The organism is Flavobacterium difficile (genome assembly GCF_011392115.1).
In the GTDB taxonomy this organism is placed as follows: domain Bacteria; phylum Bacteroidota; class Bacteroidia; order Flavobacteriales; family Flavobacteriaceae; genus Flavobacterium; species Flavobacterium difficile.
Window position 1 is genome coordinate 66,937 of record NZ_JAAJBT010000005.1, and the last position, 24,609, is coordinate 91,545.

Annotated in this window: 18 protein-coding genes and 1 tRNA gene; 3 read left to right on the top strand and 16 right to left on the bottom strand. The window is 33.5% G+C overall.

The genetic code is table 11. The annotated features are described in order from the left end of the window. Positions 1–112 precede the first annotated feature (112 nt). The 12 genes from G4D72_RS09155 to rimP all read right to left on the bottom strand — a co-directional run bounded on the left by G4D72_RS09155 (position 113) and on the right by rimP (position 15,727). Complete coding sequence (locus G4D72_RS09155) at positions 113–1,021, bottom strand: fumarylacetoacetate hydrolase family protein (protein WP_166077379.1); 909 nt, start codon at positions 1,019–1,021, stop codon at positions 113–115. Positions 1,022–1,113: 92 nt separating this feature from the next. Continuing rightward, on the bottom strand, positions 1,114–2,223 hold the full coding sequence (locus G4D72_RS09160) for a cupin domain-containing protein (RefSeq protein WP_166077380.1): 1,110 nt from the start codon (positions 2,221–2,223) through the stop codon (positions 1,114–1,116). Between the two features lie 51 nt (positions 2,224–2,274). Then, positions 2,275–3,255: a carbon-nitrogen hydrolase family protein gene (locus G4D72_RS09165; RefSeq protein ID WP_166077381.1), complete on the bottom strand. Its 981-nt coding sequence runs from the start codon at positions 3,253–3,255 to the stop codon at positions 2,275–2,277. Positions 3,256–3,402: 147 nt separating this feature from the next. Then, positions 3,403–3,825, bottom strand: coding sequence for an acyl-CoA thioesterase (locus G4D72_RS09170; RefSeq protein WP_166077382.1), 423 nt, complete (start codon positions 3,823–3,825; stop codon positions 3,403–3,405). A 182-nt stretch (positions 3,826–4,007) separates the two neighbouring features. After that, on the bottom strand, positions 4,008–5,570 hold the full coding sequence (locus G4D72_RS09175; protein WP_166077383.1) for an FMN-binding glutamate synthase family protein: 1,563 nt from the start codon (positions 5,568–5,570) through the stop codon (positions 4,008–4,010). A gap of 60 nt (positions 5,571–5,630) precedes the next feature. Continuing rightward, positions 5,631–7,232 (bottom strand): AMP-binding protein, encoded by a 1,602-nt coding sequence (locus G4D72_RS09180; protein WP_166077384.1) that lies wholly within the window; start codon positions 7,230–7,232, stop codon positions 5,631–5,633. 19 nt (positions 7,233–7,251) lie between these two features. Continuing rightward, the gene (locus tag G4D72_RS09185) at positions 7,252–9,546 is read right to left on the bottom strand and encodes an oxidoreductase (protein WP_166077385.1); all 2,295 of its coding nucleotides are present in this window, start codon (positions 9,544–9,546) and stop codon (positions 7,252–7,254) included. Positions 9,547–9,677: 131 nt separating this feature from the next. After that, positions 9,678–10,283, bottom strand: a complete 606-nt coding sequence (locus G4D72_RS09190; RefSeq protein ID WP_166077386.1) for a flavin reductase family protein — start codon at positions 10,281–10,283, stop codon at positions 9,678–9,680. A 105-nt stretch (positions 10,284–10,388) separates the two neighbouring features. Beyond that, positions 10,389–10,988: a murein L,D-transpeptidase catalytic domain-containing protein gene (locus G4D72_RS09195; RefSeq protein ID WP_166077387.1), complete on the bottom strand. Its 600-nt coding sequence runs from the start codon at positions 10,986–10,988 to the stop codon at positions 10,389–10,391. 101 nt (positions 10,989–11,089) lie between these two features. Beyond that, a complete protein-coding gene (gene infB, locus G4D72_RS09200) occupies positions 11,090–13,948 on the bottom strand; it encodes a translation initiation factor IF-2 (protein ID WP_166077388.1) in 2,859 nt (952 codons plus the stop codon). Between the two features lie 54 nt (positions 13,949–14,002). After that, positions 14,003–15,244 carry a transcription termination factor NusA gene (gene nusA, locus G4D72_RS09205; RefSeq protein ID WP_166077390.1) on the bottom strand — a complete coding sequence of 414 codons (1,242 nt, stop codon included), beginning with the start codon at positions 15,242–15,244 and terminating at the stop codon, positions 14,003–14,005. A 15-nt stretch (positions 15,245–15,259) separates the two neighbouring features. Then, on the bottom strand, positions 15,260–15,727 hold the full coding sequence (gene rimP, locus G4D72_RS09210; RefSeq protein WP_166077391.1) for a ribosome assembly cofactor RimP: 468 nt from the start codon (positions 15,725–15,727) through the stop codon (positions 15,260–15,262). 182 nt (positions 15,728–15,909) lie between these two features. Here rimP and G4D72_RS09215 point away from each other — a divergent pair, with 182 nt between their 5' ends. Beyond that, the gene (locus G4D72_RS09215) at positions 15,910–16,734 is read left to right on the top strand and encodes a universal stress protein (RefSeq protein ID WP_166077392.1); all 825 of its coding nucleotides are present in this window, start codon (positions 15,910–15,912) and stop codon (positions 16,732–16,734) included. 57 nt (positions 16,735–16,791) lie between these two features. Here the strand turns inward: G4D72_RS09215 and G4D72_RS09220 are convergent. Next, a tRNA-Gln gene (locus tag G4D72_RS09220) sits at positions 16,792–16,862 on the bottom strand. A gap of 140 nt (positions 16,863–17,002) precedes the next feature. Between G4D72_RS09220 and G4D72_RS09225 the strand changes: the two genes are divergently transcribed. Together G4D72_RS09225 and G4D72_RS09230 are read left to right on the top strand one after the other, a co-directional pair. Further along, a complete protein-coding gene (locus tag G4D72_RS09225; protein WP_166077393.1) occupies positions 17,003–20,230 on the top strand; it encodes a DUF2723 domain-containing protein in 3,228 nt (1,075 codons plus the stop codon). Positions 20,231–20,269: 39 nt separating this feature from the next. Next, positions 20,270–20,899, top strand: coding sequence for a polysaccharide deacetylase family protein (locus G4D72_RS09230; protein ID WP_166077394.1), 630 nt, complete (start codon positions 20,270–20,272; stop codon positions 20,897–20,899). Here G4D72_RS09230 and G4D72_RS09235 read toward each other — a convergent pair. From G4D72_RS09235 to G4D72_RS09245, 3 genes are all read right to left on the bottom strand, one after another. After that, positions 20,896–21,192: a thioredoxin family protein gene (locus G4D72_RS09235; protein ID WP_166077395.1), complete on the bottom strand. Its 297-nt coding sequence runs from the start codon at positions 21,190–21,192 to the stop codon at positions 20,896–20,898. The genes G4D72_RS09230 and G4D72_RS09235 overlap by 4 nt on opposite strands. A gap of 74 nt (positions 21,193–21,266) precedes the next feature. Further along, on the bottom strand, positions 21,267–22,496 hold the full coding sequence (locus G4D72_RS09240) for a metallophosphoesterase (protein WP_166077396.1): 1,230 nt from the start codon (positions 22,494–22,496) through the stop codon (positions 21,267–21,269). A gap of 130 nt (positions 22,497–22,626) precedes the next feature. After that, positions 22,627–24,165 carry a DUF4394 domain-containing protein gene (locus G4D72_RS09245; RefSeq protein ID WP_166077397.1) on the bottom strand — a complete coding sequence of 513 codons (1,539 nt, stop codon included), beginning with the start codon at positions 24,163–24,165 and terminating at the stop codon, positions 22,627–22,629. Between the last annotated feature and the right edge of the window lie 444 nt (positions 24,166–24,609).

Here is a 24,609-nt window from a genome sequence, read left to right on the forward strand (position 1 = left end):
CGGATTGCTTTAGCAAACGCGAATAACCACTGATTTTTTTTGGAACACAGATTGGAGAAATCTGAGATATTTTAAAAATTATTTGAATTTCTTCAATCTGTGTTTCTTTTAATTATATTTCTTTAATCGTATTTACAATTGTTCCGATTCCTTCCACAGTTGCTTCAACAACATCTCCATCGTACATCCATTCTTGTGGATTTCTTCCTGCTCCTACTCCAGCTGGTGTTCCGGTTGCAATAATATCTCCAGCTTCTAAAGTGAAAACCGTACTTAAATCTTCAACTAAATCGTTAATATTAAACAGCATAAACTTTGTATTGGAATTCTGTTTTTCCACACCATTCACTTTTAACGATAAATTTAAGTTATGTGGATTTTCAATTTCATCTCTTGTGACTAAAACCGGACCCATTGGCGCAAAAGTATCTTGACCTTTCGAAACAATCCATTGTCCTTCTCTACGACAATCGCGAGCAGAAATATCGTTAATTACCGTATAACCAAACACATAATCTAAAGCGTCTTCTTTAGAAACATACTTTCCTTTTTTACTAATCACTACAGCCAATTCACATTCCCAATCTAATTGAGAAGTTAATTTTGTGTTTTTTATAATCTCTGTATTTGTACCAGTAACTGTAGTTGGTGGTTTGGAAAAAATAATAGGTTTAGCAGGTAATTTTCCTGTTGTATCTAGAGTTCTAGCGCTTTCCGCCACATGTTCGGTATAATTTAAACCAATACCGATAATGTTTTTTCTTGGTTTTTCGATTGGTGCTAAGAAAATCACTTCGTCTAATTCATACGCAATTTCTTCAAAGAAATTTTCTGGAGTTTCCGAAATTAATTCTGTGATTTCAGCAATAATTTCAAAACCCATATCGATTAAATCTAACATATCGCTTGGCAGTGGAAAGTTAGAAATTTCCCCGAAATCTTCCATATCTATAACCTGGTTGTTATGAAGGAAACCTAATCTTGGTTCGGTGTCTTGTGTTTTGTAAGTAAGTAGTTTCATGTTTATGTGTTTAACCGCAAAGAGCGCAAGGATTTACGCAAAGTTCGCATTGTTTTTTATATTAATTATTGATTATTTTAAGGTTGATATTGTTATTGCAATTGTTGATGTCCGTTATTTTCTTCTAATTCTCTTGATTGGAATAAGCCTAAACTTTCAATTACTGGTAAATCGTTGAATTGAAATAAGCAAGCATCTTCTGTTTCCGATACATTATGATGTTCATGCCAAGCCCAAGATGGTACGCAGAAAATATCTCTTTCTTTCCAATCGAAACGTTTTCCGTTAATAATTGAAAAACCATTTCCTTTTGCACACTGATAAACAATTGAACCCGTGTGTTTGTGCGCTTTTCCTTTAAAACCAGCTGGTAATAATTGCATGGCTGCTCCCATCGTTTGCATCACGTGACCGCCAGTTAATGGATTCGAGTATTGCATGAAAATTCCATCAAACGGATTGACTTCTGTTACTTTTTGAGCTTCTAAAAGTGCTGGATAAACGTTCTTCCATGAATATTTAAATAAAGGCGAATACGGTTTATCCCAAGTTTTATCAGCTGGAATTAATCCGGCACAACCATAAACAATTGGAGAATAATTTAGCGGTTGTACCAAAGGTTGTTTCCCATCATACACGGCATAATCATTGGCTTCTAAAGCATTCACTAATGGAATATCTAAGCCATCTTGCCAAATGCAGGTTTTTCCACCTTCTTCTACACCATGTTCATGCCAAGTTGAATTCGGAGTAATAACGAAATCGTTGACTTCCAACATGATTTTATTTCCATCCACCACAGTATAACCGCCTTCACCTTCCATAATGAATCGAAGTGCCGACGCTTTATGTTTATGTGCCGAAGTGCTTTCGCCAGGTCGAGTGACTTGAATTCCAGTATACAACCAACCTACAGCTGCCGAAACGTCTTTACGTTTGTCGTTTACCAAATATACTACACGTCTTCCCGCTTGTTCTGGCGTTACTAATTCTGATGATTTTAGAACTAACTCACGTAAATCGTCATATTTCCAAAGCATTGGAACCGATGAACTTCTGGGTTCCCAAGGTTCGATGTCATTGGCAACTGTCCATAAAGCACCAGCGCCAAGTGTTTCTAATTCTTTATAATATTCTACTAATTCTGGCGAATCTTGTACTCTAGCGCGACCTATTTGGTCATCTGAAAATTTATCTTCCATAATCTGTATATTTAAACCTGTCAGATTTCTAAAACCTGTCAGGTTTTTTTGTTAGCGTTTATTAAATTCCTCGTGATTGTCGATGAATGTAATTTTTCGAGTTGGTGAGATGTTGACTCTCAAATCAAAAATATCAAATCGGTTATAATGTCCGAGAATATCGTGCATTTGTTTTGGTTGGATGCATTTTTCTAAATCGATATCTGCATACACCATGCCTTCATTGTCAATTAAAGGCTCGCCAATTACTGCTCCATTTGGACCAATAAATCCAGAAAAAGCTGAATTTTTACGAGTTAACAATTCCTCTACATTTGGAACGTCTTCTTTTAATGCTTCCATAATTTCTTTTGAAATCGTAGAACAAGAAACAATGGTAAACAATTTTCCTTCAAAAGAATGCGCTGCGGCACGAATTTTTATAGCTTCCGCCATATTATAATCTGGTGGTGCAACGGGTAATGAAATGTAATTCGCAATATGAATTAATTCACCTTGAGAAAGTAAGGTAAAACGTGCTAAAGTATTGGTGTTTTCGCCACAAGCCAAAGTTCCAATTGGACCAATTTCTGTTTGATATACTTTTAAGGAAGAACCATCTCCTGAAGTCCATGTAAGTTTTTCTGCCCAAGTTGGGACTAATTTTCGATGCTTCCCGATTAGATTTCCTTTGTTATCAATAATTAAATTAGTGTTGTAAATTTCACCATACGAATCACCACGTTCGTTAATTCCGATTACGATGTGAATGTTGTTATCTTTTGCCGCTTGAAACAAAGGTTGCATCACCTCATCATCAGTTTTTACTGAACATTTATATAGTTTTTCATACCATTTACTTCCTTGAACAGGTGTCATAATCCAATTCCAATATGGATAACCTGCAACAAATACTTCTGGAAAAGCAATCAATTGCGCGCCATTTTGACTCGCTTCTTTTACAAATGAAATTGCTTTTACTACTGTTTTTTCTACGTTAAGAAAAACAGGTGATGTTTGAACAGCGGCTGCTTTGAATTTTTTAAAGTCCATATTTTATTGTTTTGGTACGCGGATGAAACGGATTGCTTTGCAAACGCGGATAATTGCTGGTTTTATTTTGAAACACTGACTGTAGAAATTTAAGAAATTTTAAAAATAAATCTGTGTGGATTTCTCAGATTTCTTTAATCTGCGTTGTTATACTATATATTTTGAAATTTTTTCTTTCATGTTTTCATTAAAAGGTTCTGCTTTGATACTTTGTCTGTCTTCTTGAATTTTTACGTTGACTAAAGTTACTTCACCTTCTAAAACCGTTTTGTCGTCTTGGTTGGTGAATTGAAATCTGCATACGATTGAAGATGATTTTAATTCAGCTACCCATAATTTTTTGGTTAATACTTCTCCAATTCGTGCTGCATTTTTAAATTGTACTTTTAAATCTACGGTTGGAATGCCGTTACTTTCATGCATTTTGGAAAACGGTCTATCTAAAGCTTCTTCAAACCAATCTTCTACTATATCATTTAGCATTTCTAGAAAACGCGGATAGAAAACGATTCCCGCGTAATCGATGTGTTTGAAACGAATTTTTTCTTGTTTTATAAAAGGTTGATTCATGTTTTTATATTATATCGCGATGTTGATTTTGCCAAAAGACACCAAGTCGCTAAGTTATTTTTGTTTTAGTTGTTCTTGAGTACTAGCCCCGTTAGTAATGGAAATCCTTTTGTTTTTTTTCCTTAAAGAAAAGATTGCAATCTCGTCCAATAGACGAGACGGAATTAGCTTCTAAAAAAAAATTAGAAACTGGCTGCATTGGCTCTTTTCCAGAACGTATAAAACTCATTCGGAACGGTTGCTGGTTCTAACAAGGCGCCCACTTTTAATTCGGGATACGTTTCTTCATACGTTTGTATTTTTGACCGTTCAATTCTAGTGCTTACTACCGTTCTATCCACTTCATCTGGATGTGCTAAACCGGCTGAAGCCATTAAATCCATTGCCGATTTTACGGTTTCATGATGATAACGAGCCACGCGAACACTTTTTTCTTCAGGCACTAAACCTTTTGTCAATCTTGGATCTTGAGTAGCCACTCCGGTTGGACACGTGTTATTATGACATTCTAAAGCTTGAATGCAACCTAAAGCGAACATCATACCGCGAGCAGAATTACACAAATCGGCACCCAATGATAAATTTCTGATGATATCAAAACCGGTGATTACTTTACCAGATGCGATAATTTTAATTTGATCTTTAATAGCAAAACCGTTTAAACAATCGTATACAAAAGCCAAAGCATCTCGCAATGGCATACCAACATGATCGGAATATTCTTGTGGTGCGGCACCTGTTCCGCCTTCTCCGCCATCGACTGTGATAAAATCTAGATAAGTTTTGGTTTCCACCATGGCTTTACAGATGGCGATAAATTCCGATTTATTTCCGATACAAATTTTAATTCCGATCGGTTTTCCGCCAGAACCTTTTCGTAATAACTTTACAAAATCCATTAATTCTAAAGGCGTGGTAAATGCCGAATGCGTTGGAGGCGACAAAATGTCTTTTCCTTTTGATACCAAACGAATTTCAGCAATTTCATCCGTAACTTTTTCTTTAGGTAAAATTCCGCCATGACCAGGTTTTGCACCTTGAGAAAACTTAATTTCTATCATTTTCACGTTGTCTAAAGTCGCTCTTTTTACGAATTCTTCATAATTGAATTTACCTTCATCGGTACGACAACTAAAATAACCTGTTCCGATATTCCAAACCACATCACCACCAAGTAAATGATAGGGCGACAAACCGCCTTCGCCCGTATTATGAAAAAAACCGCCTTGTTTGGCGCCATTATTTAAAGCTATAATAGCATTTTTACTTAAGGAACCGAAACTCATCGCGCTGATATTAAACAAACTTGCTTCATAAGGTTTTTCACATTGCGAAGAACCAATTTTTACGCGTGGATTTTCGTTAACTTTTGAAAAAGGAATCGCTTTTATACTGTGATTGATCCATTCATACCCTTCTTTATACACGTCGAGTTGTGTTCCGAAAGGCATCGAATCGGTTTCTTTTTTACTTCTTTGTAAACGGTTGAAAGGTTTCCCATCTGTATCATTTTCTATGAAATATTGACGCGCACCTGGTCCGAGTGCTTCTAACAAATAGCGCATTCTTCCTAATAATGGAAAATTTCTACGAATGGTTTTTTTCGATTGATACATATCGTATAAGCCCATCATAATCAAAGGAACAAATATCAAAAGCAGAAAACAGAATTTCCAATTGATATAAATCAATATTCCCGTTAAGGAAAGAATGGTGATGCTTATAATTATAAATGCTTTTCTCATTGTTTTCTTATTACAAATTATGATGAAATTCTGAAACAAGTTCAAAATAACAAAATAGGCTTATTTCAACTTAAATCGTTGAATTTTACCTGTTTCTGTTTTAGGTAAACTATCTACAAAATTAATGATTCTTGGATATTTATATGGCGCTGCTGTATTTTTAAACCAATTTTGAATTTCAATTTTAAAATCATCTGCGGCTTTATTATGTTCTTTTAATACGATATGTGCGCAAACCAACATGCCTCGTTCTTCATCTGGCAAACCTACAACGGCACATTCTAAAATGGCATCGTGAGTTAAAAGTACGGATTCTACTTCAATTGCAGCAATATTATAGCCAGAAGAAATAATCATATCATCGCCACGGGCTACAAAATAGAAATAACCTTCTTTATCTTGACGAAAAATATCGCCTGTAATATTCCAGCCATTTTCTACATATTCCTTTTGTTTGTCTTCTCGGTTTAAATATTTACAACCTGTGATACCTCGAACTGCTAATCTTCCGGCTTCATTTCTTGGTACTTCATTTCCTTTTGCGTCGATAACTTTAGCTTCGTAACCTGTAATGGCTAATCCAGTTGCACCTGGTTTCATGTTTTCTTCATGGGATGAAATGAAAATATGAAGCATTTCTGTGGCGCCAATTCCGTCTATAATTTTTAATCCTGTTGCGTCATAACAATCTTGCCAAACTTTTAAAGGTAAGGTTTCACCAGCTGAAACACACTTTCTTAAACTTGAAATATCGAACTCTTTCACTTTTGTAGTGATGATTCGCCAAGCCGTTGGAGCGGTGAAACAAATGGTAATCTTAAAATCTTGAATTGCTTTTAATAGCAAATCAGGACTAGGTTTTTCGATTAAGAAAGTAGAAGCACCGAAATACATTGGAAATAAAACCAATCCGCCTAATCCGAAGGTAAATCCGAGTGGTGGACTTCCTGTAAAAACATCATCTGGAGTCGGTTGTAAAGCGTATTTTGGAAACGCTTCGCAAATATTTAAAATATCTTTGTGATAATGCGCGGTCATTTTTGGCAAACCAGTTGTTCCTGAAGTGAAACCAATTAAAGCTACTGAATCAGATTTAGTAGGATAATTTTGAAACGTTTTGGGTTTAGATTCTAGTCTCTTTTCTAATCCCGCAGTTTCTGGAGAATTTCTGAAGAAACTTACTTTTTTTAAATAGTCCGATTGCACCAAGTTCATTTCTTCGGCCAAATCGGCATCGCAAAAGGCGTGAGAAATTTCGGCACAGTTAATTATGGTTGTTAATTCTTTCGAACGCAATAATGGCATGGTTGCAACTACAATTCCACCTGCTTTTAATATCGCAAACCAGCACGCCACCATCATAGGATTATTGGCAGAACGAATTAATACGCGATTTCCAGATTGCAAACCGAAATCGTCTACTAAAACATGTGCGATTTGATTCGCTTTCTCATATAAATCTTGATACGTCCAAGTTTCGTCAAATGTTCGGATGCAAATTTGATTTCCACGACCTGCAGCAATATGACTATCGAGTAATTTTTCCACACAATTCAGTTGATCTGGTCGATTGAATTGAGGCCAATCTAAAAACACATAATCGGGTTGTAATGCCTGATTAGGTAAATTTATATGTGCGAAATTGTCTTCGTAATGTTTCATTTTTTTGAAAGTATACAAATTAATTCTTCTTATTACTCTTCGGTTTCAATGCTTTTTTCATTCCTTCTATTTGTTTTCTTTCTGAAGCTTTGAAAGGATACAAATGAGAAATTCCCATTTTATAAGGATTTGGAATATCTGTGGCTTGAAATTGTTCGTAAGCTTGTGTATTTCTTACAAAATTCGCATCTAATAATAAAGGTCTTCCTAATGCGACCAAATCGGCTCGACCGTTTAAAATTATGGTATTAATTTGATCGATATCCTGAATGTAACCTGCAGTTATTGTTGGTACATGAACCGTATTTCTTATTGTATCTGAAAAAGGCGTTTGCCACATTCTTCCCGTTTGCGGTTTTTGATGCGCTACTGTATTTCCTGTCGAAACATTAATAATATCTGCACCTGAATTTTTAAAAGCCGTTGCAATAAAAATAACCTCTTCATCTGAAATTCCGTTTTCTGCCCAATCTGTAGCAGAAATTCGAACCGACATTGGTTTTTCTTTAGGGAACGCATTTCGCATTTCGGTGAAAACTCGTAAAGGAAATTTTAATCTGTTTTCGATATTTCCGCCGAATTCGTCTGTTCTCGAATTGGTTAATGGAGATAAAAAGGACGCTAATAAAAATCCGTGATGCGCTTGCAATTCAATCATATCAAATCCTGCTACTTCTGCATTTTTTGTAGCTTGTACGAATTGAGAAGTTACTAAATCCATATCGACCAAAGTCATGGCTTTTGGAGTTGCCGAATTTTCATTAAACGGAATGGCTGATGCAGCAAGTAATTCCCAATTTGTTCCAGTAAAACTTTCTTCCCAAGGTTTTTTAGTCGCACCTTTCCTTCCGGAATGTCCTAATTGTATGGCGACTTTAGTTTGTGTATAAGTATGAATGAAATTGGTAATTCGTTTCCATTCAGAAATTTGATTTTCGTTGTAAATTCCGGCACAACCTTCTGTAATTCTTCCTGTTTCCGAAATAGCTGTCATTTCCGTTACAATCAACCCTAAACCACCAACTGCTCTTGATGTGTAATGTTGAAAATGCCAATCGTTTACTAAGCCTTCTTTTGCAGCATATTGTCCCATTGGCGCCATTACAATTCGGTTTTGTAATTCTAAATTACGAAGTTGAAAAGTTGAAAAAGCGGCTGATTGATTTTTGTCATCAACGTTAGTATTAGTATTGAATTCATTTAATACTTTATCTGTAAAAGACTGGTCTCTTAATCGTAAATTCTCATAAGTGACTTTTTTCGCACGCGTCATACATCCGAAAGCAAATTGATAAAACGGATGTTGGTTGTGACGGTTCATGTTTTCGAACCAATCTAAAGAAACTAAAGCGGCGTATTGAATCATTTCAACTGTATTTCTACGAGACTTGTCATATTGTTGAAAAGCAGCTTGCACATCTGTTGGATTAGCAAGTACGGCATCTGACAAACCAATCGCTGAATCCATGGCTAACTTGGTTCCTGAACCTATAGAGTAATGCGCAGTAGCTTTCGCATCACCAAGTAAAACAATATTTTTATGGTACCAATTTTCATTCGTAACATGCGGAAATTGTCGCCAATGCGATTTATTTGTGATTAACGGATGTCCGTCTAATTCTTCTTTGAAAATCTCAGAAATTTTAGTGATGGTGTCTGCTTCATTGGTGACTTCAAAATTAAATTTTTGCCAAGTTTCGTCAGAACATTCGAAAATCCAAGTACTCATTCCTTCTTCGTATTGATAAGAATGTGCTACAATAAGTCCGTGTTCCGTATTTCTGAAAAAATAAGTAAACGCGTCTAAAGGTTTAGTAGAACCCAACCAAACGAAACGATTTTGTTTTTGTACGATTTTTGTTCCGAATTCCTTTTCATATTTTGTACGAATACTACTTCCAATTCCATCTGAAGCAATAACCATATCGGCAGTTTCGAAGAGAGAAAGATCCGCCACATTCTGTTCGAAATGCAGATTCACACCTTCTTCCAAACATCTTTGTTGTAATAATTGCAATAAAGTTTTTCGAGAACAACCACAAAATCCATTTCCTGCGATGCTAACTTCTTCTCCATCTCGAGCGATAATGATATCATCCCAATAAGCAAACTTACTACGAATTAATTCATATGATTGCATGTCGCGTTTTAAGAACTCACCTAAAGTTTCATCTGAAAAAACCACACCAAATCCGAAACTATCATCGGGTTTGTTGCGTTCATACACGTCGATTTGACACTCTGGCATGGCTTTTTTGGTTAATATCGAAAAATAAAGTCCGCCAGGACCACCACCAATTACTGCTATTTTCATTTATACTGAACTTGTTTCAGTATCTCAAGTTATCAAGATACTATTTTTACTATTATTTTTGTTTGGAACACAGATTTAAGAAATTTAAAAAATCATAATAATTACTTTAATTTCTTAAATCTGTGTTCTTATTATCCTCTTTTTATAGAAAAAATTTCTCCTATTTTACTATAATTAGATCCTGCTAAACGAGCAACAGGTTTGTAAGTGTCTAAATTGATTCTGTAATTGTCTTCAAGAATAGCATCATCGATATGCATCGTAAGTATTTTTCCGATGATAATACAAGCGCCACCATTTTGATGGTTTTCGATAAAATAATGATGTACCATTTCACATTCAAAATGCACTAAACTTTCTTTGACTCTTTTGGGTTTGATGTAAACAGAATCGATTGGTGTTACGTTTGCTAATTCGAATTCATCCACATCTGGTGCTACATTTTGAGCTGTGGTATTCATTTGTTCCACTATATCTTCAGTGACCAAATTGACTACAAACTGATGGTTGGCAAGAATATTATTGAGTGTATCTTTGTTTTTATTTCCTGTTCTCACGGTAGAAAACATGATATGAGGTGGATCTTCACTAACCACATTAAAGAAAGAAAAGGGTGCTAAATTGTGAGTTCCATTAGAATCTATAGAAGAAACCCAAGCAATTGGACGTGGAATAACAGTTCCGGTTAACAGTTTGTATAAAGCCGAAGATTCGGTATTTTGAATATCAAATTGCATTTGAAAGATTTTAGTATCTTCAAAAATAAGTTAAAAATTATAATAATAATATTTTTTTAGATGTAAAATTTTCTGATTTTTAGAAGGATTTGTGTGATTTTTAAATTATTTTATAATCCACATAAGCATGCTTTTATTAGTTGTAAGAAGTTGGTCGATTTCTTTCATACTTTCGTTTGAAACTGCTGGACAACCCCAACCTTCTGGTGTGCCTTCCGGATATACTTCATTAGAAGGAACTTTTTCCCAGGAATGCAAAACAATAGCTCGTTTTACGGCGTTAGAATTAGTTTTATCTTTCCCGATTAGTAGGTAATTTACTTTAATTCCCCATTGACTGACACCACGAGAACTTATTACATACTTTCCAATGGAAGAACAATGTGAATCGGGCTCGTTTGATATTGGTGCATTTTCTTTACTGGTCGTCCAACTCCACATATGAGATCCACAACCGTGACTAACCATATATGATTTTATTTTTTTGTTAGTCTTTAAATCGTAAACAAAAAAACGTTTCAATCCAGAATGTAAGGCCAAATCAATTAGAATAAATTTATTCTGATTAAGGGTGTTTTTTTGGCAATATTCTTTTGCTTCTTTGAGGATTGAAGAATAGTCTTTTGGCTTTATTTCTTTTTTTGAAACTTCTTTTTGACAAGAAAAAAACAAGAAGGCTAAAAGGAATATTTTAATGTAATGCATTGGAATTTTATGGAATAACGAATAAATTTTAAGTTTATTGTTTCTTTTAAGAATAAAAAAAGTCCCAATTTTCATTGGGACTTTTTGTTTATCAAAATATTTTATTTCAATTTCTTTTTGATTTCTACTTCGTGGAAACTTTCAATGATATCGTATTCTTTAATATCGTTGTAGCCTTTAATTTGCATACCACAATCGTATCCTTTAGAAACTTCTTTCACATCGTCTTTGAAACGTTTTAAAGCAACTAATTCTCCTGTGAAGATTACTACACCTTCTCTGATTAATCGAATTCTGTTGCTACGGATTACTTTACCATCTGTAACCATACATCCAGCGATTGTTCCTACTTTAGAAACTTTAAATAACTCTCTAATTTCAGCAGTACCTGTAATTTCTTCTTTCAATTCTGGAGAAAGCATACCTTCCATCGCGTCTTTTAAGTCGTCGATAGCAGCGTAAATAATTGAATAGTTACGGATATCGATTTCTTCTTTTTCAGCTAATGTTTTCGCATTTCCAGCAGGACGAACGTTAAATCCGATAATAATCGCATCTGAAGCAGACGCTAACATAACATCCGTTTCTGTAATGGCTCCAACACCTTTGTGTATGATATTAATTTGAATTTCTTCAGTAGATAATTTAGAGAACGAATCTGCTAATGCTTCAACCGAACCATCCACATCTCCTTTGATGATTAAGTTCAATTCTTTAAATTGACCTAAAGCAATTCTTCTACCAATTTCATCAAGAGTAGTATGTTTTTTAACTCTAGCAGATTGCTCACGAGACAACTGAGTACGTTTTGATGCGATTTGTTTCGCTTCTCTTTCGTCTTCGTAAACATTAAATTTATCTCCAGCAGTTGGCGCTCCGTCTAAACCTAAAACTGAAACTGGTGTAGATGGACCAGCCACTTTTACATTGTTTCCTCTTTCATCAAACATGGCACGAATTTTACCATGATTTTTACCCGCTAACATATAGTCACCGATTTTTAATGTTCCGGCTTGAACTAAAATAGTAGATACATAACCACGACCTTTGTCTAATTGTGCTTCTACAACCGTTCCTTGTGCTGGTTTATTTGGATTAGCTTTTAGTTCTAAAACTTCCGCTTCTAACAATACTTTTTCTAATAATTCTGGAACTCCTTGTCCGAATTTAGCCGAAATATCGTGAGATTGGTATTTTCCACCCCAATCTTCAACAAGTAAATTCATACCTGCTAATTGTTCTTTAATTTTTTCTGGATTTGCATTTGGCTTATCCACTTTATTGATAGCGAAGATCATTGGAACTCCAGCGGCTTGCGCGTGAGAGATTGCTTCTTTTGTTTGGGGCATGATGTCATCATCCGCTGCAACTACAATAATAGCAATATCTGTAACTTGAGCTCCACGAGCACGCATTGCTGTAAAGGCTTCGTGACCTGGTGTATCTAAGAAAGCGATTTTCTGACCACCATCTAAAGTTACTCCGTAGGCTCCAATGTGCTGTGTAATTCCTCCAGATTCACCAGCAATAACGTTTGCTTTACGAATATAATCCAGTAAAGAGGTTTTACCGTGATCTACGTGACCCATTACGGTTACAATAGGCGCTCTGAATTCTAATTCTTCTTCTTTATCTTCGATAACTACTGCATTTTCTTCAATGTCTGTAGTAATAAACTGCATTTCATAACCAAATTCGTCAGCCACAATTGTTAAAGTTTCTGCATCCAAACGTTGGTTCATGGTAACCATGATTCCAAGAGACATACACGTTCCAATAACTTTTGTAATCGGCACATCCATCATTGTAGCAATTTCACCAACTGTAACAAATTCCGTTACTTTTAGAATTTTGCTTTCTAAATCTTGTTGTGCTAAATCTTCATCTGTACGTTGACGGTGTGAATCCCTTTTATCTCTTCTATATTTTGCTGCTTTAGATTTGTTACCTTTTCCTTGTAATCTTTCTAAAGTTTCTTTGATTTGATTTTTTACTTCTTCTTCAGTTGGCTCAACTTTTACAACAGGTGCTGTTTTGTTGAACCCTGGTTTTTTGAAACCACCTCCGCCTTGTCCGCCTTGGTATGGTTTTTTAACGAAACCACCTTGACCACCGCCTTGAGTATTTCCGCCAGTTCCCCCTGTATTTGGAGTTCCTGGTTTTACAATTCTTTTACGTTTATTGGCAGCAGCTCCTGCTCCGGCAGCTCCTGGCGTACCAGGTTTGTTAGCTGAGCCAGGCGCACCTGGTTTTTTAAAATCTTCTTTCTTTTTCTTAGGTTTATTAAATTGAGATAAATCAATAGTTTGACCTGTAAAAGTAGCTCCTGAAAGTTTCGTATATTGTGTATCTAACTTGACTTCAATTGGCGTTCCATCCGCATTAAATTCTTGAGGTTGAATTGAAGGTTCTTCTGATTTTGCTGTTGCTTCTTTTGGTTTTTCAAAAGATTTCTTAACCGTTTCTGCAGGTTTGTCTGAAGTTTTTTCTGCAACTAGTGGTTTTTCATCTTTTGCAACAGGATTATTTTCTTGAGCAACTACTGCTTTTTCCTGAGCAACAACAGGTTTTTCTGCTTTTGGTTGTTCTTGTTTTTTAGGATTTAAATCTATTTTTCCTAAAGTAACTGGAGCAGTAACAACAGCTCTTGCTTTGATAACTTCCTGTTTTTGTCTTTCTTCTTCTGCAAGACGCTTAACTTCAAGTTCTTTTTCGATTTCACGTTTTAATGCTTCTTTCTCTTTTTTCTTTTCTTCGCCAACTTCTTTCGAAGCTACTTTGTTTCCCTTATCGGCCGAAAAAATATCGCACAAGACGTCGAATTCCACTTGAGAAACTTTTGCATTGGGACTGTGCTCAATGCTATGACCCTTTTCTTTTAAGGTGTCAACAGCTCTATCAAGTGAAATGTTGAATTCTTTTAAAACTTTACTTATTCGTATTACTCTTTCTTCAGACATATGTGTATTTTGCTTAATTTTCTGTGTTGTTGCGTTGCTATTATATGGAATAGATTAACTATCTAATTCATTTTTTAAAATATTGATAACATCTAAAATGGTTTCTTCTTCTAAATCTGTTCTTCTAACTAAATCGGCTACGTCTTGATCTACAATACTTCTAGCAGTATCTAAACCGATTTTTTCAAATTCTTCAATAATCCATTCTTCGATTTCATCACTGAATTCTCTTAATTCTACATCATCTTCTTCTTGAATCGCTCCTTCACGAATTACATCTAATTCGTAGCCCGTTAATTGACTAGCTAATTTAATGTTTTGACCGTTTCTACCAATGGCTTTAGAAACTTCTTCAATTTTTAAGAAAACTTCTGCTTTTTTATTTTCTTCATCAATTTTTACTGTAGAAACTTTGGCTGGGCTTAAGGCTCTAGTAATAAATAATTGCGTATTTTGTGTGTAATTAATTACATCAATATTTTCGTTACCTAATTCACGAACAATTCCGTGAATACGAGAACCCTTCATACCTACACAAGCTCCAACTGGATCAATTCTATCATCGTAAGAATCTACCGCAACTTTTGCTTTTTCACCAGGAATACGAACCACTTTTTTGATAGTAATTAAACCATCAAAAACTTCTGGAATTTCTTGTTCAAATAATTTCTCTAAGAAACTTGGTGCAGTTCTTGACATGATAATTTGAGGTTTATTACCTTTAAGCTCTACACTTTCGATAATTCCTCTTACATTTTCTCCTTTTTTGAAGAAATCGTTAGGTATTTGTTTTTCTTTTGGTAAAATAATTTCATTTCCATCATCATCCATCAACACAACCATTTTAGGTCTAACGTGATGTACTTCTGCTGTATAAATATCACCAATTAAATCTTTAAATTGCTTGTAAAGATTAGTATTGTCGTGTTCGTGAATTTTAGAAATTAAGTTTTGGCGTAAAGCTAAAATGGCTCTTCTTCCTAAGTCTATTAATTTAACTTCTTCAGAAACTTCTTCACCGATTTCAAAATCTGGTTCAATTTTTCTCGCTTCTGTTAGAGTGATTTCTTCATTTTCAAAATCTAAATCTTCATCAGCTACAACTACACGGTTTCTCCATATTTCCATATCTCCTTTATCTGGATTAATGATAATATCGAAATTGTCATCTGAACCATATTTCTTTTTTAACGCATTTCTAAACACATCTTCCAAAATTGCCATTAAGGTAACTCTGTCGATTAGTTTGTCGTCTTTAAATTCTGAAAATGAATCTATTAATGCAATATTCTCCATGTTATGCTTTATTTTTTAAAATGATATTATTACTACTGCTTCTTTTATATCTGTGTAAGAAATTTGTAAAGTTTTTTCAACTGTAACTTTCCCTTTACCAATTTCTTTGGGTTCTCTAGCGCTCCAAGTTAAGGTTGCACCCTCTTCATTTGCTGCTGTTAAAGTTCCTTCAAAATCTCCTTGAGAGATTGTTTTTACTTTTAACGTTCTGCCAATATTTTTTACGTATTGTCTTACCATTGTTAATGGAGTAGACAAGCCTGCCGAAGCTACTTCAATAGAAAACTCCACTTCTTCTCCTTCTAATCCGTTGTCTAAAAATCGATTAACATTAATACAATCCTGTAAATTTACACCAGAATCACCGTCTAAAACCACTGAAATCTTATTTGATTCTGAAAAATTTAAATCAATCAAAAACAAACTTGGATTATCTTCTAACGCCTTGCCTAGCAAGTCTTTTACTTTTTCTTTAAATGTCATGTTTATAAAAAGAGGCACGCAATGCGTGCCTCATTATCTGGTTCATTACGAAATAACTGCGCAAATATACAACATTTATTTTAAAAATTCCAAATATTTCATTTTTCAAAAAAAGAACCACCATTTCAAAATAATTTCGTAACTTTATGTGAGTCAATTAATCGTAATTAAATTCGAAAACTATGAAAACAATACTAGTACCTACCGACTTTTCCAAACACGCAGAAAACGCCCTAAAAGTAGCTGCACAAATTGCAAAAAAAAATAATGGTGAAATTATTTTGCTTCACATGCTGGAACTATCTACTTCAGGTAACGATGCACTTCATACCGCTCATGACATTCCTGAATTGATGTTTTTTAAAAATGCCGCTTTAGGAAAATTAGAAGATTTAGAAAACGCAAGTTTTTTAGACGGTATTCAAGTTTCAAGTTTAGTTCAATTTAATATGGCATTTGATGGAATTATGGACAATGCCAAAAAACACAATGTAGACCTAGTTGTTATGGGTTCACATGGCGCAAGTGGTTTTCACGAAATGTTTGTAGGATCAAATGCTGAAAAAGTAGCCAGAAATTCTGAAATCCCCGTGTTAGTTATCAAAAAAGAAGAAGAAAACTTTAAGGCCGAAACCTTAACATTTGCATCAGACTTTTCTAAAGAAATTAAAAAACCTTTTGAAAAAGTAGTTGATTTTGCAAAAAGTTTCGGTTCTCACATCAATTTACTTCACATCATAACACCAAACAACTTCACTACAACCCGTGCAGCAGAAGAAAAAGTAAGAAACTTTATCGAAGAGTTTCATTTTTCAAATTATTCTACTCACATTTATAACGATATTAATGTTGAAAAAGGAATTTTACATTTTGCCAAAGACTCAAATACAGATATAATTGGAGTTTGCACACATGGAAGAAAAGGAATTTCTCACTTTTTAAACGGAAGTATTTCTGAAGATTTAGTAAATCATGCGAAAAGACCAGTTGTAGCTTTCAAAATATAAACTACTAAAACATCCTATAAATAAAAAAATCCTACTTGAACTAAGTAGGATTTTTTGTTGGTCCACAAGGACTCGAACCTTGAATGACGGTACCAAAAACCGGAGTGTTACCATTACACCATGGACCAATTATTTTGTAATTGCGAGTGCAAATGTAATACATATTTTTTTTCCTGCAAACAATTCTGTAAAAATTTTTAAGAAAAAATTAATTGCTAATCTGTTCAATAAATAGTTTCTTTGTAATCTAAATTAATTTAGCATACATATGACTTCATTTAATTACAGCAAATGGAATACTTACTTGGGTTGGTTTGCTTTCATAATCGCTTTAGTAACTTACACTCTAACCGTTGAACCTACCATGAGTTTCTGGGATTGTGGTGAATATATTGCCACAGCCGCTAAATTGCAAGTTGGACATCCACCAGGCGCTCCATTATATCAAATGATTGGTGCCTTTTTCGCAATGTTTGCTACAGATAAAACTCAAATTGCATTGATGATCAATATGATGTCGGTTTTTTCTAGTGCATTTACCATCTTATTCATGTATTGGTCGGCCTCAAAGATTATTAGAAAAATCGTTAAAGCAACGTCTGAATGGAATGATCAAACTTCAAAAATAACCTTAGGCGCTTCCTTAGTTGCTGCTTTGTCTTATACTTTTACAGATAGTTTTTGGTATAATGCTGTGGAAGCGGAAGTATATTCGATGGCTTCTTTATTTATAGCTTTACTATTTTGGTTAGGCCTGAAATGGGAAGAAGAACTTGAAACAGAGAGAGGAAACAAATGGTTGATTTTAATTTCTTTGGTAATTGGATTATCATTTGGTGTACACTTTATGGCTTTATTAGCTTTACCTTCAATTGGAATGTTGTACTTTTTCAAAAAACAAAAAAATATTACTACTAAAAATTTCATCATAGCCAATGTAGTAATCCTTGCTATTTTGATGTTTATTTTTAAATTTTTACTTCCTTATACGTTATCCTTTTTCGCAAAAACAGAAATTTTCGCAGTAAACTCTCTAGGTTTACCTTTTAATTCTGGAACCCTACTTGCTTTTATCTTAATTATTGGTGGGTTTTATTACGGATTATCTTATACAAAGAAAAAAGGACAAGTTAATTACAACACCTTACTTCTTTGTGTTTTATTCATATTGATCGGATTTTCTACATGGATCATGTTACCCGTTAGAGCCAATTCTAACATTAACATTAACGAAAATAAACCTAGTGATGCAGCAGAAGTTTTAGCCTATTATAACAGAGAGCAATATGGTGAAACTAAATTGTTTTATGGTCCACAATATTCTAATGCTTATGCCGGTTCTGATGAAGACAATCCGTATTCTGACGACAAACCAAATTACGAAAGAGATGAAAAAACAGGCAAATACGTAATTACTAATAATTATAAAAACGCCAATCATAATCCAAATTCTAATCACAACGCCTTTTTACCAAGACTTTGGAGTGAAGAACACGCAAAAAACTACATGACTTTTACCAAACCTCTAGAATTTAGCATTAATACTGACGCTTTTTACGATGAAGAAACTGGTGAAACTAATGAGGAAAAATTAGGTCAATTTACAGAAATCGTAGCCGATTTTAGAACTCAGTTTGCTTCCAACAAATTAAGCTTAGATGACTATGAAGATTTCTTAAAAACCTATGGCGAATATTTAAATATTGAAAAACCATCTTTTTCAGACAATATGAAATTTATGTTTGAATATCAATTTGGTTACATGTATTTCCGTTATTTAATGTGGAATTTCGTCGGAAGACAAAATGATCAACAAGGAAATTACGAAAGTTTAGAAGGAAACTGGTTGAGTGGAATTGGTTTTATCGATAATTTACATTTAGACAATCAGAGTGCATTAACTTCCGATATGAAAAACAACAAAGGCAGAAACACCTATTTCTTTTTACCTTTTATCTTAGCGGTAATCGGAATGGTGTATCATGCGAAAAAAGAATGGAAATCGTTTTATGTTTTACTTTTATTATTCTTATTCACCGGATTAGTTTTAAAAATATACCTTAATGAAAGACCTTTCGAACCAAGAGAAAGAGATTATGCTTTAGTAGGTTCCTTTTACATTTTCGCTATGTGGATTGGTGTTGGAGTATATGCCATTTATCAGTACATTTTAAAATATGTAAGTCCGAAAGTTGCTTTACCTGCAGTTGTAGCAGTTTCATTGTTAGCTTCACCGATTGTTTTAGCTTCACAAAACTGGGACGATCATGACAGAAGTGGCAAACACACAGCTGTTGCAATGGCAAGAGCTTATTTAGATTCTTGTGAACCTAATGCCATTTTATTTACCATTGGTGACAACGACACTTTTCCAATGTGGTATTTACAAGAAATTGAAGGTTATAGAACCGACATTCGAATTGTTAACACCAGTTTATTAGCAACAGATTGGTATATTGACGAAATGAAAGTAAAATCCAATCAATCTGACGCCTTACCGATTTCATTTACTCACGATCAATATGTTGGAGATAAAAGAAATTATTGTTTATTTGATGAAAGAACTACTGATACTTTAGACTTAAACACCACTTTAGATTTCTTAAAAGACGATAGATCTAAACGTGAAATGAAAAATGGTCAATTTGTACATTTTTATCCAAGTGAACACTTAAAAGTAAAAATAGACAAGCAAAACATCATCAAAAACAAAGTCGTTTCGCCTAAATATTACGATTCTATTGTACCACAAATAAATTTAAAATTAAAAGGTGGTGCGTTGTATAAAAACAGAATTTTAATGTTAGATATATTTAATGAAAACAACTGGAAAAGACCTATCTATTTTTCACCAGGAAGTTTTGGTTCTGATGATTACATTTGGATGAAAGAATACCTTCAATTAGACGGAATGGTTTATAAATTAGTTCCCGTAAGAACTAAATTAGAAGAAGGAAATTCATATGATATGGGCTTTATTGATACAGATAAAACTTTTAATATTGTAAACAAATGGACATGGGGTAATTCTGGAAGCGATAAAATTTATCACGATCCAGAAACACGTAAAAATGCTTTATCATACAGAAATAACTTGTCGCGTTTAATGACGGCTTTAATTGAAGAAAAGAAATTTGACAAAGCTGAAAAAGTAATTCAGATTGCTATGAAAAACATGCCAATTGATTACTTTGAATATTATACTACTGTTGAACCATTTGCTGAAGGATATTATAAGATTGGTAAAAAAGAAGAAGCCAGAAAAATTCTGAATCAACTAATTAAAAAATACCAAGAGAAAATCACATTCTTTAATTCGCAATCTGAAAAGCAAAAAGCGTTTTATAGAATGGAAATTTATAGAGAAATTGAAATATACCGTTCGCTATTATTAATGGCTCAACAAAATGGTGATTTAGAATTTTATAATTCACAAAGAGTAAAATTCAACAATTACAACAATTTAATGGGCGAATACAAAAGAGAAGCAGAATAAACAAACACTAAAGCCATTCTTTTGAGTGGCTTTTTTTATATGACAAAAATCCCTAAAATATTAAAACTCTTATTTTTTAATCAGGTTTGGAATTTTCCAAATACTGATAATACGATATATCTAACTTTTGATGATGGACCTACTCCTGAAATCACAGAAAAAGTTTTAGACATATTAGAAAAACATCAAATTAAAGCCACGTTTTTTTGCATTGGAGATAATGTTAGGAAATATCCAGAAATCGTTCAGAAAATCATTTCTAAAAACCATTCTGTAGGCAATCATACGTACAGCCATTTAAAAGGATGGAAAACCAATACAAAAACCTATATAAGTAATACGGAAGCTTGTGAAATCAAATTGAATTCACTTTTTAAAATTAGAAATTCGAAGTTATTTCGTCCGCCTTACGGAAAAATTTCGCCTTGGCAATCTTATAAATTAAGAAAATTGGGCTACAAAATTATCATGTGGGATGTTTTGAGTAAAGACTACGACGCAAGCCTTTCACCTGAAACATGTTATGAGAACGTTATAAAAAACGTTACATCAGGAAGTATTGTTGTGTTTCACGATAGCGTAAAAGCACAAAAAAACATGCTCAATAGTTTAGATAAAACCATCGAAACCTTAAAAAGTAAAGGATTTAATTTTGAAAAAATCGCCTAAGCTTGTTCTTGAATAAGAGCTATTAAAGTATTAGCATCAAACTCACCACTTTGCCTCCAAACCATTTGTCCATCTTTATAGATCATAAAAGTTGGCAAACCCTTAATACGCAATGCTTCTGCTAATTCTTTATTTTTATCTACATCAATTTTAATCACTTTTGCTTTATCGCCTAAAGCGGCAGCAACGTGACGAATTGTTTCATTCATAGTAATAGATTGTTCGTGCCATTCCGTAAAAAAATCAATTAAAACAGGCACTTGTGCATCTATAAGTTCTCCAAATTTCGACATAGACCGAAGTGTTTATTAAACAAATGTAAATATTTTTTTATAATAACAAACAAAAATGCAGACTTTTTCAGCATTTACGCTACTTTTTTAGATTTTTTTAACTCAATTACCGTGATTTCTGGCATAATTCCGACCCTTCCTGGATACGCATGAAAACCAAAACCTCGATTTACATAAATATATCTTCCTGCATTTTCATATAAACCAGCCCATTGCTTATAAACATATTGCACAGGACTCCATTTAAACCAACCCGGAATTTCAATTCCAAACTGTAAACCATGCGTATGGCCCGACAAGGTTAAGTGATAATGTGTCTCATGATTTTTAATTTCATTTTCCCAGTGACTTGGATCGTGACTCATTACTATTTTAAAATCTTCTGGTTTGGTGTTGGCTGTTGCTTTATTTAAATCTCCTTTTTTACCAAAATGAACACCCCAATTTTCAACACCCACCAAAACAATTTCGCTATTCCCTTTTTTAAGTCTTACGTTTTCGTTCATCAATAAATTAAAATCTATTTTTTGATGAATGGCTTTTACCTCTTCAAAGTTTTGATTTTCTTCTTTTTCGGAATTCCAATCGAAATATTTCCCATAATCGTGATTTCCTAAAATAGAATACTTACCTAATTTTGGGTTGTACAAACCTTTAAATGTATCAATCCAAGGATCCATTTCTTTTGCGTGTGTATTTACAATATCACCAGTAAATAACAATAAATCAGAATTTTGTTCATTAATTAAATCTACAGCATATTTAATCTTATCTGTATTTTCATCAAAACTTCCGCTGTGAATATCTGAAATTTGTGTAATCGTAGTTCCATCAAATTCATCTGGCAAATCATCAAAAAACAGTTGTTGTTTCATGACTTTGAAATTATATTTCCCAATGGTCATCCCATAAAGTAAGGATCCAAACGGAATAGCAGCAATTCCTAAAGCAATTTGACTTACAAACCTTCTTCTTGGACTGAAAAACTGTTCTCGATTTTCATCGACAAAACTCATAATACAAGCTTCTACTAAACGGGAAACATCTTCAATAAACAACACCAAAAAAATTAAAATTTTCGGAATATAAACTAATAAGGCTAATCCAATAACAAATAAACTTGACTTATTTTGCCCTTTTCCTCTTTCAAAATTCATGAAAGAATACACAATAAAAAGCATGGCTAAAATTGACAGCACCAAATAGATGCCTAATACCCACTTGTTTTTAGTGATCGTTTTAACTGCTTGAAACGAGTAGAATTCAACAATTAATAATATAATTAACGGTATTAAACCTTTCATATTTATAATTTTTCACAAAGTAACTATAAGTTTGTGTAAACCAGACAAACTTTTTAAAAATTTTAACTATAAAAAAAAGCTGCAAACTATTAAAATTGTTTGCAGCTCCTATATATAAAAATTAAGAATATTAGAATCCTAAACCTACAGCCATTGCTGTAACATTTGGAGAGAAGTCCGCCACTTTAGTAGCTGCTCCAGTAGCTATATTTATTTTGTAAACACCTTGTACGTTATTTACATTTAGTATAGCATAAGCTTGATTACTATTTCCTCCAATATCAAAACCATTCATGGCAGAAGCCGTAACTCCTAAACTTCCCACTAAAACTAGTGTACCATTATTTGGTGGGTTTTGTAAATACAAATTATTATTTGCAGTGTCAATTACGAACAATTGTGTAGCTGTAGATAAAGCAAAATTGTTTGTATACGCAGCTGCAGAAACTGATGGAGTACCTGGATTCAAATTTAAATCTGTTGCTACAATCGCACCAGTATCAGGATGTAATCTTAAGTTTTGACCTGAATCACTTACCAAACGAATTCTGTCTACAGTTGGGTTAAAATCAAAACCAAAATTAGTACCAGATAAAGCTGGAGAAATTCCTGTTCCAATAGGAGTAACTGCACCACTTGCAGTATTGATTGTTAACATTCTACTTTGATTTGTTACCGCATAAAGAGCACCATTAGCTGGTCTGAAATCTAAACCTACAACTTGTTCACCTGAATTCATTCCTGTTAATGCAACTGAATTTGAAGTTCCTGAATTAGGATTTAGACGGTATAACATATTTGAAGATGAAGTAGCATAAGCAATTGGTTTCGTTTTAAAAGCCACTTCTACAATTTGTTGATTAAAAGTTCCAATCCATAGGGCTTTTCCTGTCTCTAATGAAATTGTGTATAATCTTGATTCATTATTTTTATTGTTTACAGCCATTGCGTAATTGGAATCAGGTAAAATATCGAAACCACCTGCGCCATCAAAATCAACATCTAACGCACCAACTTCTGCTAAAGTTCCATTATTTGGTGGGTTTTGAATGTATAATTTATCTGTTGTATAATCTATATCATACAATTGTGTAGTTGAAGTTCCTGCAAAACTATTGGTATAAGCTATTGCTTCAACTTTTGCATTTGTTACTCCGTTAATTGCGCCATCTGTTGCAACTACTGTACCTAATTCTGGATGTAATCTTAAGTTTTGACCGTTGTTTGAAACCAAACGTACTCTATCTACTGTTGGATTAAAATCTATTGCACTAGATGTTCCTTCTAATTGAGGCGTAAAAGGTGCAGTACCAAGTGGAGTGGCTAAACCTGAAGTTTCATTAATTATATATAATCTACTTGAACTACCCAAACCATATAATTGTCCAGTTGCAGGTCTATAATCAATACTAATAATTTTTTCATTAGCTTGTAAACCAGAAAGTGTTAGTGTTCTAATAGCTGATTGTAAATTTCTAGCATTGTAATACACAATTTTATTGTCATTACTTAAAGCAGTAAACTCTACTAATGGAGCAACACTAGGCATAGGTATTGGTTCTGGTGCTGGTTGAGGAGCTTGAGTTACTTCGTCATCAGAACAAGCAACAAAAAAAGTCAGTAAGCTTACCAGTAAAACTGATTTGATTGGATAGAAAATTTGTCTCATAATTAATTTGTTTTTTTAATGATTTGTTTTTTTTTTAGTATTTACGGAAAAACAAACCACATGGTTTTAAAAAAATAAAAAAAACACAACTATTTATTTGCTTAAGCTGTATTTTATCATAAAAAAAGGAAAATCATTGAGGAATTACTTCTAAAAACAAAAGCAAACTAAACTATAATTAATCATATTTATAAAAAAGTAAAAACAAAAATTCGAAAACTATTAATGAAGGAAAATAGCTATATTTGTTCCTTAAAAATGTTTAAATGAAAAAAATATTCACATTTTTAATTTGTAAATATTTTTCAATTCAACTAAACATGTATTGGTTTGAAAGAAGCAATCGAGTTTTAAAACATCAAACGCTTAAATTCTTACAAAGTGAATCAATAATTTTTACCAAATACAAAAATTATAAATTTGTGTTGAAAGGTAATTAAAATG

Bases quoted from the DNA above. Each gene is read 5' to 3' on its own strand.
- G4D72_RS09160 (WP_166077380.1), bottom strand. From the start codon at position 2,223: ATGGAAGATAAATTTTCAGATGACCAAATAGGTCGCGCTAGAGTACAA.
- G4D72_RS09240 (WP_166077396.1), bottom strand. From the start codon at position 22,496: ATGAAAGGTTTAATACCGTTAATTATATTATTAATTGTTGAATTCTAC.
- G4D72_RS09225 (WP_166077393.1), top strand. From the start codon at position 17,003: ATGACTTCATTTAATTACAGCAAATGGAATACTTACTTGGGTTGGTTT.
- G4D72_RS09195 (WP_166077387.1), bottom strand. From the start codon at position 10,988: ATGCATTACATTAAAATATTCCTTTTAGCCTTCTTGTTTTTTTCTTGT.
- G4D72_RS09245 (WP_166077397.1), bottom strand. From the start codon at position 24,165: ATGAGACAAATTTTCTATCCAATCAAATCAGTTTTACTGGTAAGCTTA.
- G4D72_RS09155 (WP_166077379.1), bottom strand. From the start codon at position 1,021: ATGAAACTACTTACTTACAAAACACAAGACACCGAACCAAGATTAGGT.
- G4D72_RS09235 (WP_166077395.1), bottom strand. From the start codon at position 21,192: ATGTCGAAATTTGGAGAACTTATAGATGCACAAGTGCCTGTTTTAATT.
- G4D72_RS09165 (WP_166077381.1), bottom strand. From the start codon at position 3,255: ATGGACTTTAAAAAATTCAAAGCAGCCGCTGTTCAAACATCACCTGTT.
- infB (WP_166077388.1), bottom strand. From the start codon at position 13,948: ATGTCTGAAGAAAGAGTAATACGAATAAGTAAAGTTTTAAAAGAATTC.
- rimP (WP_166077391.1), bottom strand. From the start codon at position 15,727: ATGACATTTAAAGAAAAAGTAAAAGACTTGCTAGGCAAGGCGTTAGAA.
- G4D72_RS09180 (WP_166077384.1), bottom strand. From the start codon at position 7,232: ATGAAACATTACGAAGACAATTTCGCACATATAAATTTACCTAATCAG.
- G4D72_RS09215 (WP_166077392.1), top strand. From the start codon at position 15,910: ATGAAAACAATACTAGTACCTACCGACTTTTCCAAACACGCAGAAAAC.
- nusA (WP_166077390.1), bottom strand. From the start codon at position 15,244: ATGGAGAATATTGCATTAATAGATTCATTTTCAGAATTTAAAGACGAC.
- G4D72_RS09175 (WP_166077383.1), bottom strand. From the start codon at position 5,570: ATGAGAAAAGCATTTATAATTATAAGCATCACCATTCTTTCCTTAACG.
- G4D72_RS09230 (WP_166077394.1), top strand. From the start codon at position 20,270: ATGACAAAAATCCCTAAAATATTAAAACTCTTATTTTTTAATCAGGTT.
- G4D72_RS09170 (WP_166077382.1), bottom strand. From the start codon at position 3,825: ATGAATCAACCTTTTATAAAACAAGAAAAAATTCGTTTCAAACACATC.
- G4D72_RS09185 (WP_166077385.1), bottom strand. From the start codon at position 9,546: ATGAAAATAGCAGTAATTGGTGGTGGTCCTGGCGGACTTTATTTTTCG.
- G4D72_RS09190 (WP_166077386.1), bottom strand. From the start codon at position 10,283: ATGCAATTTGATATTCAAAATACCGAATCTTCGGCTTTATACAAACTG.